Origin of the sequence: Gaiella sp. (assembly GCF_035710885.1) — a bacterium.
Classification (GTDB): Bacteria; Actinomycetota; Thermoleophilia; order Gaiellales; family Gaiellaceae; genus Gaiella.
This window is the reverse complement of the sequence record NZ_DASTCS010000031.1, coordinates 14306-28260: the sequence shown is the minus strand read 5'-3', so window position 1 is coordinate 28260 and position 13955 is coordinate 14306. Positions and strand designations below refer to the sequence as shown.

Genomic DNA, 13955 nt, shown 5'->3' with positions numbered 1-13955 from the left:
GGAGATGGACAGGTGTCACCACGACTCGCGCTAGCGGTGGCGTCACTCGTGCTCGCGCTCGTGCCGGTGTCGGGCGCGGCAGCAGCCACGGGCACATCACAGGCAACCCCGTTCCCGGCCACGATCACGGCTGCCAACGGCAAGGTGACGGTCCCACGTCGACCGACGCGGATCGTGTCGCTCTCGCCGACGTCGACGGAGTCGCTCTTCGCGATCGGCGCAGGGCGACAGGTGATCGCGGTCGACGACCGGTCCGACTATCCGAAGACCGCGCCCAGGACCTCGCTGTCGGGGTTCACGCCCAACGTCGAGGCAATCGCGGCGTACAGGCCCGACCTCGTGGTCGTCGCGGACAACCCGAAGGATCTGGTCGCGGCGTTGACGAAGCTCGGGATCCCCGTGGTCTTCCACAAGCCGGCGGCGACGTTTCGCGGCGCCTACCAGCAGATCCGCCAGCTGGGCACGGCGACGGGCCACGGGCCGCGTGCCGCCGCGCTCGTCTCGAAGATGAGGACCCAGATCGCGCGCGTCGTGGCGAAGCGCAGGCCCGCAGCGGTCGGCGCGAGCGTCTACCACGAGCTCGACCCGAGCTTCTTCTCCGCAACCTCGAGCACCTTCGTCGGACGCGTCTACTCGCTCTTCGGGCTCGAGAACATCGCGGACGCCGCGCCCGGCGGATCCGAGTACCCACAGCTCTCCCCGGAGTACATCGTCTCGTCCAACCCCGATCTGGTCGCGCTCGCCGACTCCGTCTGCTGTGGCCAGAACGCGGACACGGTCGCCGCGCGGCCCGGTTGGTCGGGGATCAAGGCTGTCCGCAACCGGGCGATCCTTCGGATCGACGACTCGATCGCCTCCCGCTGGGGCCCGAGGCTCGTGAACTTCGTCCGTGCAGTGGGCACGGCACTGGGTCGGCTCGGGACATAGGCCGCGGGGCACGTGAGCGCGATCGAAGCGAAGCCGGCCGTCGCCCCGGTCGAGACGGTTCGGGCACGAGGCGTCTCGCCCGCGTGGGCGTTGGCGGCGACCGGCTTCCTCGTCGCGTCCATGATCGTCGGTGTCCTCGCGGGACCTCTCGACATCGGCGTCGGCGACGTCGTCCGCTCGGCCCTCGCGCGACTCGGGGTGGTCGGCTCGACCCCCCTCGATGCAACGGAGGAGTCGATTCTCTGGGACCTCCGCATCCCGCGGGTCGTGCTCGCCGCGCTCGTGGGCGGCATGCTCGCTCTCGCGGGCGCGACCTACCAGGGGGTGTTCCACAACCCGCTCGCCGATCCGTACCTCCTCGGCGTGGCGGCGGGCGCCGGTCTCGGCGCGACGCTTGCGATCTCGTATCTCCCTCGCGCACTCGCAGGACAGCAGCTCCTCCCGATCGCCGCGTTCCTGGGTGGGGCCGCCGCAGTCGTGGTCACATGGGCGATCGGTCGCTCGGCCGGTCGGGAGCGTGACGCCACGACCTTCGTGCTCGCCGGTGTGGTCGTGGCGAGCTTCTTCACCGCGCTCCAGACGTTCGTGCAGCAGCAGAACTCGGACACGCTCCAGGAGGTCTACTCGTGGATCCTCGGCGCGCTCCCGAGCTCGGGCTGGAGCGACGTCGCGGTGCTCGCCCCCTACGTGATCGTCGCGAGCGTCGTGATCCTCGTCTTCCGACGGGTGCTCGACGTGCTCAGCCTGGGCGACACGGAGGCTGCGAGCCTCGGCGTCGACGTCGCGCGGGTCAGGCTCCTGCTCGTCGCCGCTGCGACGATCGGCACGGCCGCGGCCGTCGCGGTCAGCGGCCTGATCGCGTTCGTCGGGATCATCGTCCCCCACACGATCCGCCTGCTCGCCGGTACGAGCTACCGGGGCCTCCTGCCGCTGTCGTTCGTCGTCGGAGCCGGCTTCCTCGTGCTCTGCGACGTCGTCGCACGGACGGTGCTGTCGCCCGCGGAGCTACCGATCGGCGTCGTCACGGCCTTCTTCGGCGCGCCGTTCTTCGCGATCGCGCTCCGCACGCTGCGAGGCCGGCCGTGACCGCGATCTCGGCCCACGGGATCACCGTCCGGCTCGGGGGGCGGGCCGTGGTACGCGAGGTCGACCTCGACGTCCCCGAGGGCCAGTGGGTGGGGTTGATCGGGCCGAACGGGGCGGGCAAGACAACGCTGCTCCGGGCGCTGGCTGGCCTCCTACCGCACGACGGGACGATCGCTCTGCACGATGTGCCGACGGCCGCCCTCGGTCGCCGCGACTGGGCCCGGGCCGTCGCGGTGGTGCCGCAGGAGCCGGTCACACCGCCGTGGATGACCGTGGCGGAGTACGTGCTGCTCGGCCGCACCCCGCACCTCGGTCAGCTCGCCCGCGAGTCGGCCGCCGACCGCGATGCCGCCGCGCGGACGCTCGCCCGTCTCGACCTCCTCGAGCACCGCGGTCGACCGCTCGGGACGTTGAGCGGAGGAGAGCGCCAACGCGTCGTCGTCGCACGTGCCCTGGCCCAGGAGGCGAGCATCGTCCTACTCGACGAGCCCACCGCCGCGCTCGACATCGGCCACCAACAGCAGGCGCTCGAGCTGCTCGACACGCTCCGATCCGAGTCCGGGCTCACGCTCGTCGCCGCGATGCACGACCTGACGCTCGCCGCGCAGTACGCCGACCGGATGGTACTGCTCGACAACGGGCAGGTCGCGGCCGACGGCCCACCGACAGAGGTCCTGACGCAGGAGTCGATCGCGCGTCACTACGACGCCCATATCCGCGTCGTCCTGATCGACGAGCGGCTCGCCGTGGTCCCCGCGCGACCTGGCTCATGAGCAACGCTCGCCTCCGGCTGGCGTTCGCGGGGGAAACCACGTTTCCCGCGCGAGCTTTCTTCCTCTGGAGAGCGTGGGGAACCTCCCGGTCCCCCGTGCCCCTCTCCGCTCGTGGGCCAACGGAGGCTGGCCCCTGAGCCTCGTCACCCTCCTCGGCGGCGCGCGCAGCGGCAAGTCCCGCCTTGCGCTCGAGCTGGCGTCCAGCGCCGGCGCGGAGGTTTCGTTCGTCGCGACCGCCGAGGCGCTGGACGAGGAGATGGCGGAGCGCATCGCAGCGCATCGCGCGGAGCGGCCGAGCGGATGGGTGACGGTCGAGGAGCCCTTCGACCTCGCCCGCGCGCTCGCGTCGGTCGAGGGGGGCGCGACCTGCGTCGTGGACTGCCTCTCGCTCTGGGTCTCGAACCTGATGCTCCGCGGCGACGGGGCCACGGTCGTCGAGGCCGCTGCGGCCGCGTGTGCCGACGCGGCTGCCGCGAGAGCCGGCCTCACGATCGCGGTCACGAACGAGGTGGGCCTCGGGATCGTGCCCGCGACACCGCTCGGCCGCGCGTACCGCGACCTCCTCGGGACGGTCAACAGGATCTGGGTCGAGGCGTCGGGGCGCGCCGTGCTGGTCGTGGCGGGCCGGCTGCTCCCGCTCGAGCCGTCGACGGTGCTCGTCCCGCCACGCGGTGAGGGAGCGTGAGCGTCGACGCGCCGCTCGACGGCCCCGTACGGGGCCTCGCGCCGCTCGACCCTGCAGTCGAACGCGATGCGCGCGCGGCGCTCGACGCGAAGACGAAGCCGCGTCGAAGCCTCGGCACGCTCGAGGACCTGGCGACCCGGATCGCGTCCGTGCGGGGCTCGACGCGGCCCGCGCCGCTCGACCCGGTGGTCGTGGTCGCCGCCGGCGATCACGGTGTCGCCCACGAGGACGTGAGCGCGTATCCGCAGGAAGTGACCGGCCAGATGCTCGCGAACTTCGCCGGCGGCGGCGCGGCGGTCGCCGTCCTCTGCCGGATCGCGGGGGCGCGCCTCGTGATCGTGGACGCGGGCGTGGTCTCGCCGCCCGTCGTGCCGGGGCTGCGCGACCTCGCGCTCGGCCGGGGCACCGCGAACGCCGCAGCGGGCCCGGCGATGGAGCGTCGCATCGCGGTCGACGGTGTGGCCCGGGGCGCAGCGCTCGGACGTGAGCTTGTCGACTCCGGCGCCGGGGTCGTCGCCCTGGGCGAGATGGGAATCGGCAACACGACGGTCGCGGCGGCGGTCACCTGCGCGCTGCTCGGCTGCGATCCGGCCGTGGCGTGCGGCCGAGGGACGGGCCTCGACCAGGCGGGCGTGGCACGCAAGGTGGAGGTCGTGGGCCGCATGCTCGCCGTCAACGCGCCACGCGCCGACGACCCGCTCGGGACCCTCGCTGCTGTCGGCGGGTTCGAGCTCGCGGTGCTCGCGGGCGTCGCGCTGGGTGCCGCCGGTGGGCGCGCGGTCGTCCTCGTAGACGGCTACATCTCGAGCGTCTCGGCGCTCGTCGCCGCGCGGCTCGCCCCCGCGCTCGAGGGCTACCTCGTTGCCTCGCACCGCTCGCCGGAGCCGGGTCACGCGCTCGTGCTCGAAGCACTTCGCCTCGACCCCCTGCTCGACCTCGGGCTGCGGCTGGGCGAGGGTAGTGGCGCGGCTCTGGCGCTACCCTTGCTCGCCGCGGCGCGCGCGATCCTCGTCGAGATGGCGACGTTCGCGGAGGCCGGTGTCAGCGATACGGGCCGATGACCGACTCGCTCCCGCTCAGAGCCGGACTCGCGGCGATCGCCTTCCTGACGCGGGTGCCGGTCGGCCGACTCGTGGCCCTCGACGCGGCGGATGTCGCGCGTGGCGCGGCGCTCTTTCCACTCGTCGGCGCGGCCGTGGGCGGCTCTGCCGGCCTGCTCGCCGACGCGCTCGCTCCCAGCCTCCCGGGGCTCGTCGCGGGTGCGCTCGCCGTCGGCCTGGCCGCGCTACTGACCGGGGCGATGCACCTGGATGCGCTGGCCGACACGGCGGACGCCCTCGGAGGCACGAGCCGGGAGCGGGCGCTCGAGATCATGCGTGACCACGCCGTCGGGGCGTTCGGGGCCGTGGCGGTCGTCGTCGTCTGCCTCGTGGACGCCTCGGCGATTGCGGCACTCGCCGTCGGCGACGATGCCCTGCTGGCCGGGGTGGTGGCCGGCGGCGCGGGTCGGGCGGCGATCCTGCCGCTCGCCCGCGCGCTCCCGTACGCCCGGGAGGGTGGCGGCCAGGGGCGCGTGCTGGAGGGGATCGGCTGGACGGGAGTCTTCGTCGGCCTCGGTCTGGCCTCCCTTCTCGCCGTTGCCGGCGGCCGGCCCGGCCTCGTTGCGCTCGCCGCGGCCGCCGTCACCGCGGCACTGCTGCTCGTTTTCTTCCGTGCCTGGCTTGGTGGGGTGACCGGCGACACGCTCGGTGCGACCGCGAAGCTCTGTGAGACGGCCGGCCTGGTGGCGTTCGTCGCGGCGCTCTGATGCTGCTCGTCCTCGTCCGTCACGCGGAGGCCGAGGAGTCCGCGCGCGGGCGGTGCTACGGGACGCTCGATGTCGGGCTCTCGGCGCACGGCCGCTCGCAGTGCGCCGCCCTCGCCCGCGCACTCGCCCCGGAGCAGGTCGTCGCGGTCGTCGCGAGCCCACGAGTGCGTGCCGTGGAGACCGCGGCCGCGATCGCCGAGCCTCACGGGCTCGATGTCCGGATCGAGCCAGACCTCCGCGAGCTCGACTTCGGTGACCTCGAAGGACGGACGTACGACGAGATCGCCGCGTCGCTCCCCGATCTGTACGCGGCGTGGATGACGACGCCCACGGCGGTTCGGTTCCCCGGCGGTGAGAGCTATGCCGATCTCCACGCACGGTCGGACGCCGCCGTCTCCGCGCTTCGCACCGCGCACGAGGGTGAGACGGTGGTCGCCGTCACGCACGGCGGCATCGTCCGTGCCGTCCTGCACAGCGTCCTCGGCTTGGCGCCGGAGCGGATCTTTCGCCTCGCCGTCGACCCTGCGTCGGTCACGGCTATCGCGTGGCTCGGAGGGGAGCCGATCGTGCGATGCGTCAATCGCGTGAGCGCGGGGGCACGGCTCACGGTGTGAGGGGCCGACGTCTGGGCCGGACTGCGCTGGGGCGCGCGTCAGCCGCCGAGTGCCCGCTCCCACGCCAGCCGGCGGGCGTAGGGCCGGTAGCCGAGCCTCGTGTTGACGGCGAGCATCGGCGCGTTCGTCTCGTCGTTGTCCGTCAGCGCGATCGTCGCGCCGAGCTCCGCCGCGCGGCGAAGGCTGTGTGACTTGATCACGGCGGCGAGCCCGCGGCCCCGGTAGGGCGCGCGGACGCCGGCGAGGTCGTTCTTCGCACGGCCGCTCGGGCGGTCGACCCGGATCATCGTGACCGCGGCGAGCCGGCCGTCCACGAAGGCCGCGAGGCTTGCGTCCTCGTCGACGAGCGGCGTCTTCCAGAACTCCGCGATCCACTGCTCGAGCTCCATCGCGTCGTATTCCTCGTTCGGGATGTCCTTCGAGACCTCGAGGTCGAGCTCGTACACCGGCACCGGGTCGTCGAGCTCTGCGAAGGGAACGAGCGCGACGTCCGACGGGACGGGGAGGGGCTCGACCGTTCGCGGGTCGACTGCGGAGACGGTGGACGCGCCCAGCTCGGCGAAGCCGCGGCGCCGAGCGAGCGCCCGCGCAGCCGGCTCGTCGAGCGACCCGGCTCGTGTCCTCCGGATCCCGAGGCGTGCCAGGTGGGCGTCGGCAGCCTCGGCGAGCGCCGAGCCGATGCGCTCCCCGCGACGGCTCGGCTCGACCGCGATGGTGAGGGTCCCCGCGTCGGGGGCCGCCACCCACCAGGGGCGGCCGGCAGTCGCCCAGCCCAGGATCTCGCTCCCTTCCTCGAAGGCGAACAGCGCCTGCTCGGCCGTCGCCGGGACCGCGCCGAGGCTGTGGCGCATGCCCTCCTCCGTGACGATCGACTCCGGCCACGCACGCTGGCGCATGGCCGCCGCGCGCGGGATGTCGTCGAAGGTGCCTTCTCTCAGCATCGCGACAGCGTATCCGTCTTGACGCCTAGTTTTGCTAGGTATAGCCTCGAAGGTATGCGAGCCGAGGTACTGAAGGGTCATGTCGACCTTCTGCTGCTCGCGGTCCTCGCAGACGAGCCCGCGCACGGCTACCGGATCGTCGAGCTCCTGCGGGAGCGCAGCAACGATGTGCTCGACCTCGCCGAGGGAACGGTCTACCCCGCGCTGTACAGGCTCGAGCGGCAGGGTGTCGTGACCAGCAGCTGGAGCACGGTCGAAGGGCGCCGCCGCCGCGTGTACCGGCTCACCCGTCGCGGGGTGAGGGAGCTCGCGGAGCGGCGTCGCGCCTGGGAGGACTTCACCGGGGCCGTGCGCGCCGTGCTGTCGTGACGCGGGCCGGTCTGAGGCTCTCGAAGCGTCCTGGCCGAGGCGGCGGCTGCGGGTTTCTGCGGTTGCCCCGCGAGCCTGACCACGGTAATGATCGATCGGTCATCGATTATCGAGCCTGAAGGGAGCGCAGCATGAGCGAGATGCGCGGCGCAGACCTGGTCGTCGAGTACCTGATCCGCGAGAAGGTGCCCTACCTGTTCGGCTACGCGGGGCACGGCGCCGTCGGTCTCCTGGACGGCGTCTTCGACCGACAGGACGAGATCAAGGTCGTCTTCCCCCGCATCGAGACGGGCGCCGCCTACATGGCCGACGCGTACTACCGCGTCAGCCACGAGGTGATCCCCGTGTACACCTCCACCGGCCCCGGGCCGATGCTGCTCACGGCCGCAGTTGCGAACGCGTTCTACGACTCGTCCGCCCTGATCGCGATCACCGGCCAGGTGGCGACGACCCAGTACGACTCCGGGGCGCTGCAGGAGGAGTACCGCTACTTCCAGTCCGACTACCCGAGCATCGCGAAGGTGATCACCAAGCGGAGCTTCCAGGCCCACTCCGTCGGCGATCTCGGCAAGTTCGTGCCGAAGGCGTTCAAGATCGCCCGTGAAGGGCGGCCCGGCCCTGTCCACATCGACGTCCCGTACGACCTCTGGGTGACGAAGGCCGAGGTCGAGGTTCCCGATCCCGCGGAGCACTCTCTGCAGCTCAACTGGCGCACCCCGGGCTCGCCCGAGGCAGTCGGGAAGGCCCTCGAGATGCTGCTCGGAGCCAAGCGGCCGCTGATCCTCGCGGGCGGCGGGATCGTCTGCTCCGAGGCGAGCGCCGAGCTCCAGGCGTTCGCGGAGCACGTGAACATCCCGGTCTACACGAGCTTCATGGGCAAGGGCGCCCTCTCGGCGCGTCACCCGCTGCATCTCGGGATCGCCGGCTGCTGGGGCGAGTACCCCGCGCAGGAGGCTGCCCGGAACGCGGACGTGATCCTCGCGCTGGGCTGTCGCTTCTCCGACATCCACAGCTCGTCGTGGCTGCCCGGCTACACGTACAACATCCCGCCCACGAAGCTGATCCACGTCGACATCGACCCGCAGGAGATCGGCCGGAACTACCCGACGGAGCTCGGGATCGTCGGAGACGTGCGCGAGGTCCTGAAGCAGCTCCTCTCGCTCGCCGAGCAGGGCCCGAAGCGCGACCGCTCGCCGTGGCACGACCAGGTCGAGGCCTACAAGGAGGAGTGGACGAACTTCATCGAGCAGGAGAAGGCGTCGAACGAGGTCCCGATCGACCCGCGACGCGTGGTCAAGGAGCTCCGGGCCGCAGCGCCGGACGACACGCTGATGATCACGGACACCGGGAACCACCAGACGTGGGTCGAGCAGTACTGGGACGTCTACGGCCCCCAGACCGTCTTCACGCCCGGCGGCTTCGCGGGGATGGGCTTCGGCACGTACGGGGTGCTCGGGCTGAAGCTGGCGCGACCGGACCAGCCCGCCGTGTGTGTCACCAGCGACGGCAGCTTCATGATGTTCCCCGGAGCCGTCGCGACCGCGACGGAGTACGGGATCCCCGCCGTCTGGGTGATCTTCAACAACTACACGATCGGGGTGATCCGCGACCTTCAGCGGTTCTACATGGACGGACGGGAGATCGGGACGAGCTTCGTCAAGCAGTCGACGGGGGAGTTCTGGAACCCGGACTTCGCCAAGATGGCGCAGGCGATGGGGGCGGGTGGGATCTCCGTCGAGCAGCCCGGCGACCTCGCGTCGGCCTTCGAGACGGCGCTCGCCGCCGGGACGCCGTACGTGATCGACGTCAAGGTCAACCGCGACACGGCGGTGCCCCTGATCGGGACCTGGCACTTCGCCCCGATCCCGCAGGCGGAGCCGACGTTCGGGAAGCCGCTCGTCCTGTCGTGAGCCTGTATCCGTTCACCGCCATCGTCGACCAGGAGCGCCTCGCGCAGGCGCTCCTGGTCAACGCCGTCAACCCGGCGGTGGGCGGGGTGCTCGTGGAGGGCCCGAGCGGCACGGGCAAGTCGACGGCGGTGCGCGGCCTCGCCGAGCTCCTGCCGGAGATCGAGGTCGTCGCCGACTGCCCGTTCTCGTGCGACCCGGCCGACCCCTGCGCCGCCTGCCGGGAGCGTGTAAGGAGGGGGGAGCGCCTCGGCTCCCACCGGCGGCGTGTGCGCGTCGTCGACCTCCCGCTGAACGCCACGGAGGATCGCGTCGCAGGCTCCGTGGACATCGCGAGGGCGCTGCGCGAGGGCGTGATGGCTCTCGAGCCGGGGCTCCTCGCGGAGGCCAACCGCGGAATCCTCTACGTCGACGAGATCAACCTGCTCGACGACCACATCTGCGACGTGCTGCTCGACGCCGCGGCGCTCGGCGTCAACGTGGTCGAGCGGGAGGGTGTCTCCGTCTCCCACCCGGCCCGCTTCCTGCTCGTCGGCACGATGAACCCGGACGAGGGTGACCTCCGCCCTCAGCTGGCCGACCGGATCGGGCTGCGGATCGTCGTCGAGGCGCTGGCGGATCCGGGCCGCAGGGCCGAGGTGATCCGCCGCCGTGAAGCGTTCACGGCCGACCCGGCCGGCTTCGCCGCCGGTTGGGGCGGCGCGCAGGCCGACCTCGCCGAGACGGTCCAGTCCGCCCGGGAGCGGGTGGCCACCGTGTCCGTCGCCCCGGGCCTCTACCGCGCCATCGCGCGGCTCGTCACCGGCTCGGGAGTCGCCAGCCACCGCGCGGATGTGACGATCCTGCAGTGCGCCAAGGGGCTGGCGGCGCTCGACGGGCGCATCGCCGTGGAGCCCGGCGACCTGCTCGACGCCGCCGGGCTCGCGCTCGGTCACCGCGTCGCCGTCGACCCGTTCGAGCCCGGACCCGGACTGGACGAACGGCTCCTCAGGCGCATCCTCGACGACGCCCTCGATGCGGAGACGACCGAAAAAAAAGCGGCGGTCCCGGTGAAGCCGGGACCGACACGGAGCTAGGAGAGCTCGACGGTCGTCCCGGTGTCGCCGAGCTCGAGGTCGACGCCGAGCGCGTGCTCGACCGCCCCGTGTCACCCGATCGGCTCGAGCGCGGAGCGATCGGTCGACGCGACCGGTCGCTCGTCGCCCTTCGCCGCGGGAAGTACTCGCGTTCTCGTCTCGCCGCGCGCAGGGACCGCGACGTCGCGTTCGACGCGACCGTCCGCGCGGCCGCCGCCCGGGCCGGCCGCCGTGCGCAGCCGTTCGTCGTCGCCGCCGAGGACGTGCGCCGGAAGGTGCGGGAGCATCGCGTCCCGCTGGAGGTGTGCTTCGTGGTCGACAACTCGTACTCCCTCCACGCCGACCGCCTCGTCGAGCACGTGAAGGGGCTCGTCTTCCGCCTGCTCGAGGATGCCGCGGCGCGCGGCGACCGGGTCTCCGTGGTCGCCTTCAAGAGCGGTGTCGCGGAGGCGACTCTGGCGCTGCGCCCGACCCGGAGCCTCGCGCTCGCAACCGACTGCCTGCAGCGGGTGCCGCTGAGCGGTCGCACACCGTTGGCCGGGGCACTCGAGCTCTCGCGGCGCGTGTTGCGCCAGGAGCTGCACAAGCGCCCGAACGCGCGGCCCCTCGTGGTGTGCGTCACCGACGGCCTTCCGAACGTCCCGCTGCGCCGCGGAGGCGACGCGCTCGGGGACGTTCTCGCCGAAGGGCGCCTGCTCCGCCGCGCGCGCGTCGGCTGCGTCGTCGTCGACGCCGTGCCGCCCGGTCGCGCCGACGAGAGCTGCGGGCCGGCGCTGGCGGAGGCTGCCGGAGGGATCCACCTGCCGATCTCGGAGGTCGCCCCCGAGGTCTTCCTCGCCGTCGTCGGGAGGGCCGCGTAGGTGCAGTCGATGTCGGACGAGCACGCCGAGGCCCTCGAGGCGCTGACCGACGAGCGGATCGGCGGGCTGCCCGCGGGCGCGGTGTCGGCCGCGCTCGTGGAGGAGCTCGAGGCGGACGGCCTGCTGGGCGCCGCCCGGCGCGAGGCCGTGCTCCGGGCGCTCGGGGAGCGCGCGGCCGGGCGGCCGATCGAGTGGGCCCCGCTGTCGACGACCCAGGGCGAGGTGCTCGCCGCGTTCACCACGCACTGCCGCCACGAGCTCGACGACGTCGTGGTCGTCGCGGCCGAGGCTGCTCGCCTGGTGGTGCGTTGGCGTCGGGAGGAGAGCCGCTTCGAGCTCCGGAACGGGTTCCTCGGCGTCGACCGGCTGACGAGCGCGACGCCGACGATGCTGCTCGGCGACACCGAGCGCGACCTCGACGGCCTCGTGACCGTCTTCCTCGACCGACCCGAGCTCCGCTCGAAGCTGGCCGTGTGCGACCTCGGCCGTCTGGAGCGGCTGGGCACCGTTCGCTCGAGCTCGTTCGTGTACTTCGAGTGGTTCCTCCGCGACGCCTACGGGGTCAAGCTGCTCCCGGTGCAGGCCTTCACGCAGGGGCTGATCGATCGCGGCGTGATCTCGCTCGGCATGGGGTGATACGCGCGCCGGAAAGGGACGTGTCCTGGTGCCAGGCACGAAGCCACGGCCGGAAGGGACACGTGGGGTTCGTCTCCGGAGGGCGCGGCTAGCATCGGCGCGTGACCGTCACCCCGCACGAGGAGCTCCTCGCCGGCCTCAATCCGGCGCAGCGCGAGGCCGTGCTCCACGTGGACGGCCCGCTCCTGGTCGTCGCCGGCGCGGGGTCCGGCAAGACCCGCGTCCTCACGCACCGGGTCGCGCACCTGATTCGTGCACACGGCGTGAAGCCGAACGAGATCCTCGCGATCACGTTCACGAACAAGGCCGCCACCGAGATGCGCGAGCGGCTCGAGCGCATCCTCGGCCGCACCGCCCGCGCGATCTGGATTCTCACGTTCCACGCTGCGTGCGGGCGCATGCTGCGCCGCGAGGCGGAGCGGCTCGGCTACCGCTCGTCGTTCACGATCTACGACCAGGCCGACCAGGTGCGCGTCGTCAAGGCGTGCCTGGAGGAGCTCGGCAAGGATCCGAAGCGCTTCACCCCACGGGGCATCCACGCCCAGATCTCGAACGCCAAGAACCAGCTCGTCTCGCCGGAGGAGTACATGTCCCGCGTCGCGTCGTTCTGGGATCAGACGGTTGCGGAGGTGTACGAGCTCTACCAGCGCAAGCTCTTCTCCTCCAACGCCGTCGACTTCGACGACATCCTGATGCTCACCGTCGACGTGCTCGAGCGCTTCCCGGAAGCCCTCGAGCGGTGGCAGTCGTCCTTCCGACACGTGCTCGTCGACGAGTACCAGGACACGAACCATGCTCAGTACCGTCTCCTGCAGCTGCTCGCGGCCAAGCACCGGAACGTGTTCGCCGTCGGTGACCCCGATCAGTCGATCTACGGCTTTCGCGGCGCGGACATCCGCAACATCCTCGATTTCGAGAAGGACTTCGGCGGCGCCGACACGATCGCGCTCGAGCAGAACTACCGCTCCACGAACGCGATCCTCGAGGCGGCGAACTCGGTGATCGACCGTAACCGCGACCGCAAGCCGAAGCGGCTGTGGTCGGAGCTCGGCACGGGTGACCCCGTCGAGGTCGTCGAGGTGGAGGACGAGCACGCCGAGGCGCGGTTCGTCGCCGCCGAGATCGCGCGGCTCGTGGAGTCCGGGTACTCCGCCTCCGAGATCGCGGTCTTCTACCGGACGAATGCCCAGTCGCGCGTCCTCGAGGACGTGCTCGTGCGCCAGCAGGTGCCCTACCAGGTGATCGGTGGCCCGCGCTTCTACGAGCGCGCAGAGATCAAGGACGCCGTCGCCTACCTCTCGCTCATCGACAACCCGGACGACGCGGTCGCGTTGATGCGGATCGCCAACCGCCCGCGGCGCGGCATCGGGAACACGACGATCCAACGCCTCGTGTCGCACGCGGAGGCCCTCGGGATCTCGCTCTGGGACGCGACCGCGGATCCCGAGGCGGCCGGGGTCGCGACGGCCGGCGTCCGCGCGATCCGCGGCTTCAGGACGGTCGTCGAGTCGCTCATGTCGGCTGCCCAGGAGCTGGAGATCGACGAGCTCGTCGAGGCGGTCCTGCAGAGGTCGGGAACGATCGAGGCCTACGAGGCGGAGCGGACGATCGAGGCGCGGGGCCGGATCGAGAACCTGTCGGAGCTGGTCGGCTCCGCCCAGGAATTCCGAGCGCGCGTCGACGACCCGACCCTCGCCGGCTTCCTCCAGGAGGTCCAGCTCCAGTCCGACCAGGACACGCTCGCGAGCGACACCGCCCAGGTGACTCTGATGACGATCCACAACGCCAAGGGGCTCGAGTACCGGGTCGTCTTCCTGATCGGGATGGAGGAGGGGATCTTCCCGCACTCCCGGTCGATCGAGGACAACGAGGTCGAGGAGGAGCGGAGGCTCGCCTACGTGGGCATGACGCGCGCGATGGAGCGGCTGACGATGACCCACGCCACCGCCCGCTCGCTGTACGGGCGGCGTGAGTACAACCTCGGTTCCCGCTTTCTCGACGAGCTTCCGCCGTCGGTCGTGCGCGAGCGGCTGCGGCCGGCCTCGTGGTCGGGCTACGCCCAGTCCGAGCGGCAGGTCACGCCGCGCGACGAGCGCACGCTACCCACGCTCTCGACAGGCGACTCCGTGCGTCACGGCTCGCTCGGCGAGGGGGTCGTCACACGGATCGAGCCGGACGGCGTCGTCACGGTGCGATTCGCCGCCGACGGCAGCGAGCGCCGGCTGATGATCGAGTACGCCCCGCTCGAGAAGCTCTAGCCGAGATCCACGGACG

The 13955-nt window shown here is 71.9% G+C and carries 14 protein-coding genes; 13 read left to right on the top strand and 1 reads right to left on the bottom strand.

Annotated features, from left to right (window positions below):
• Positions 1 to 12: 12 nt before the first annotated feature.
• From VFO26_RS06445 to VFO26_RS06415, 7 genes are all read left to right on the top strand, one after another.
• The gene (locus VFO26_RS06445; RefSeq protein ID WP_325114093.1) at positions 13 to 927 is read left to right on the top strand and encodes an ABC transporter substrate-binding protein; all 915 of its coding nucleotides are present in this window, start codon (positions 13 to 15) and stop codon (positions 925 to 927) included.
• 120 nt (positions 928 to 1047) lie between these two features.
• Positions 1048 to 2013, top strand: a complete 966-nt coding sequence (locus VFO26_RS06440) for a FecCD family ABC transporter permease (RefSeq protein ID WP_414653059.1) — start codon at positions 1048 to 1050, stop codon at positions 2011 to 2013.
• A complete protein-coding gene (locus tag VFO26_RS06435; RefSeq protein ID WP_325114091.1) occupies positions 2010 to 2786 on the top strand; it encodes an ABC transporter ATP-binding protein in 777 nt (258 codons plus the stop codon). Before VFO26_RS06440 ends, VFO26_RS06435 begins: the two co-directional genes overlap by 4 nt.
• Before the next feature lie 73 nt (positions 2787 to 2859).
• Positions 2860 to 3471 (top strand): bifunctional adenosylcobinamide kinase/adenosylcobinamide-phosphate guanylyltransferase, encoded by a 612-nt coding sequence (locus tag VFO26_RS06430; RefSeq protein WP_325114090.1) that lies wholly within the window; start codon positions 2860 to 2862, stop codon positions 3469 to 3471.
• A complete protein-coding gene (gene cobT / locus VFO26_RS06425) occupies positions 3468 to 4532 on the top strand; it encodes a nicotinate-nucleotide--dimethylbenzimidazole phosphoribosyltransferase (protein ID WP_325114089.1) in 1065 nt (354 codons plus the stop codon). Before VFO26_RS06430 ends, cobT begins: the two co-directional genes overlap by 4 nt.
• A complete protein-coding gene (gene cobS / locus VFO26_RS06420; protein ID WP_325114088.1) occupies positions 4529 to 5278 on the top strand; it encodes an adenosylcobinamide-GDP ribazoletransferase in 750 nt (249 codons plus the stop codon). Before cobT ends, cobS begins: the two co-directional genes overlap by 4 nt.
• Positions 5278 to 5892: a histidine phosphatase family protein gene (locus VFO26_RS06415; RefSeq protein WP_325114087.1), complete on the top strand. Its 615-nt coding sequence runs from the start codon at positions 5278 to 5280 to the stop codon at positions 5890 to 5892. Before cobS ends, VFO26_RS06415 begins: the two co-directional genes overlap by 1 nt.
• Positions 5893 to 5930: 38 nt before the next feature.
• Here VFO26_RS06415 and VFO26_RS06410 read toward each other — a convergent pair whose 3' ends face one another.
• Complete coding sequence (locus VFO26_RS06410; RefSeq protein WP_325114086.1) at positions 5931 to 6833, bottom strand: GNAT family N-acetyltransferase; 903 nt, start codon at positions 6831 to 6833, stop codon at positions 5931 to 5933.
• Between the two features lie 54 nt (positions 6834 to 6887).
• Here VFO26_RS06410 and VFO26_RS06405 point away from each other — a divergent pair, with 54 nt between their 5' ends.
• From VFO26_RS06405 to VFO26_RS06380, 6 genes are all read left to right on the top strand, one after another.
• A complete protein-coding gene (locus tag VFO26_RS06405; protein ID WP_325114085.1) occupies positions 6888 to 7202 on the top strand; it encodes a helix-turn-helix transcriptional regulator in 315 nt (104 codons plus the stop codon).
• 131 nt (positions 7203 to 7333) lie between these two features.
• Positions 7334 to 9112 carry a thiamine pyrophosphate-binding protein gene (locus VFO26_RS06400; protein ID WP_325114084.1) on the top strand — a complete coding sequence of 593 codons (1779 nt, stop codon included), beginning with the start codon at positions 7334 to 7336 and terminating at the stop codon, positions 9110 to 9112.
• A complete protein-coding gene (locus VFO26_RS06395; RefSeq protein ID WP_325114083.1) occupies positions 9109 to 10185 on the top strand; it encodes an ATP-binding protein in 1077 nt (358 codons plus the stop codon). The genes VFO26_RS06400 and VFO26_RS06395 overlap by 4 nt, the downstream gene beginning before the upstream one ends.
• 53 nt (positions 10186 to 10238) lie before the next feature.
• A complete protein-coding gene (locus VFO26_RS06390) occupies positions 10239 to 11045 on the top strand; it encodes a VWA domain-containing protein (RefSeq protein WP_325114082.1) in 807 nt (268 codons plus the stop codon).
• A gap of 9 nt (positions 11046 to 11054) precedes the next feature.
• Positions 11055 to 11681 (top strand): hypothetical protein, encoded by a 627-nt coding sequence (locus tag VFO26_RS06385; RefSeq protein WP_325114081.1) that lies wholly within the window; start codon positions 11055 to 11057, stop codon positions 11679 to 11681.
• A gap of 101 nt (positions 11682 to 11782) precedes the next feature.
• The gene (locus VFO26_RS06380; RefSeq protein ID WP_325114080.1) at positions 11783 to 13939 is read left to right on the top strand and encodes an ATP-dependent helicase; all 2157 of its coding nucleotides are present in this window, start codon (positions 11783 to 11785) and stop codon (positions 13937 to 13939) included.
• The last annotated feature ends 16 nt before the right edge of the window (positions 13940 to 13955 follow it).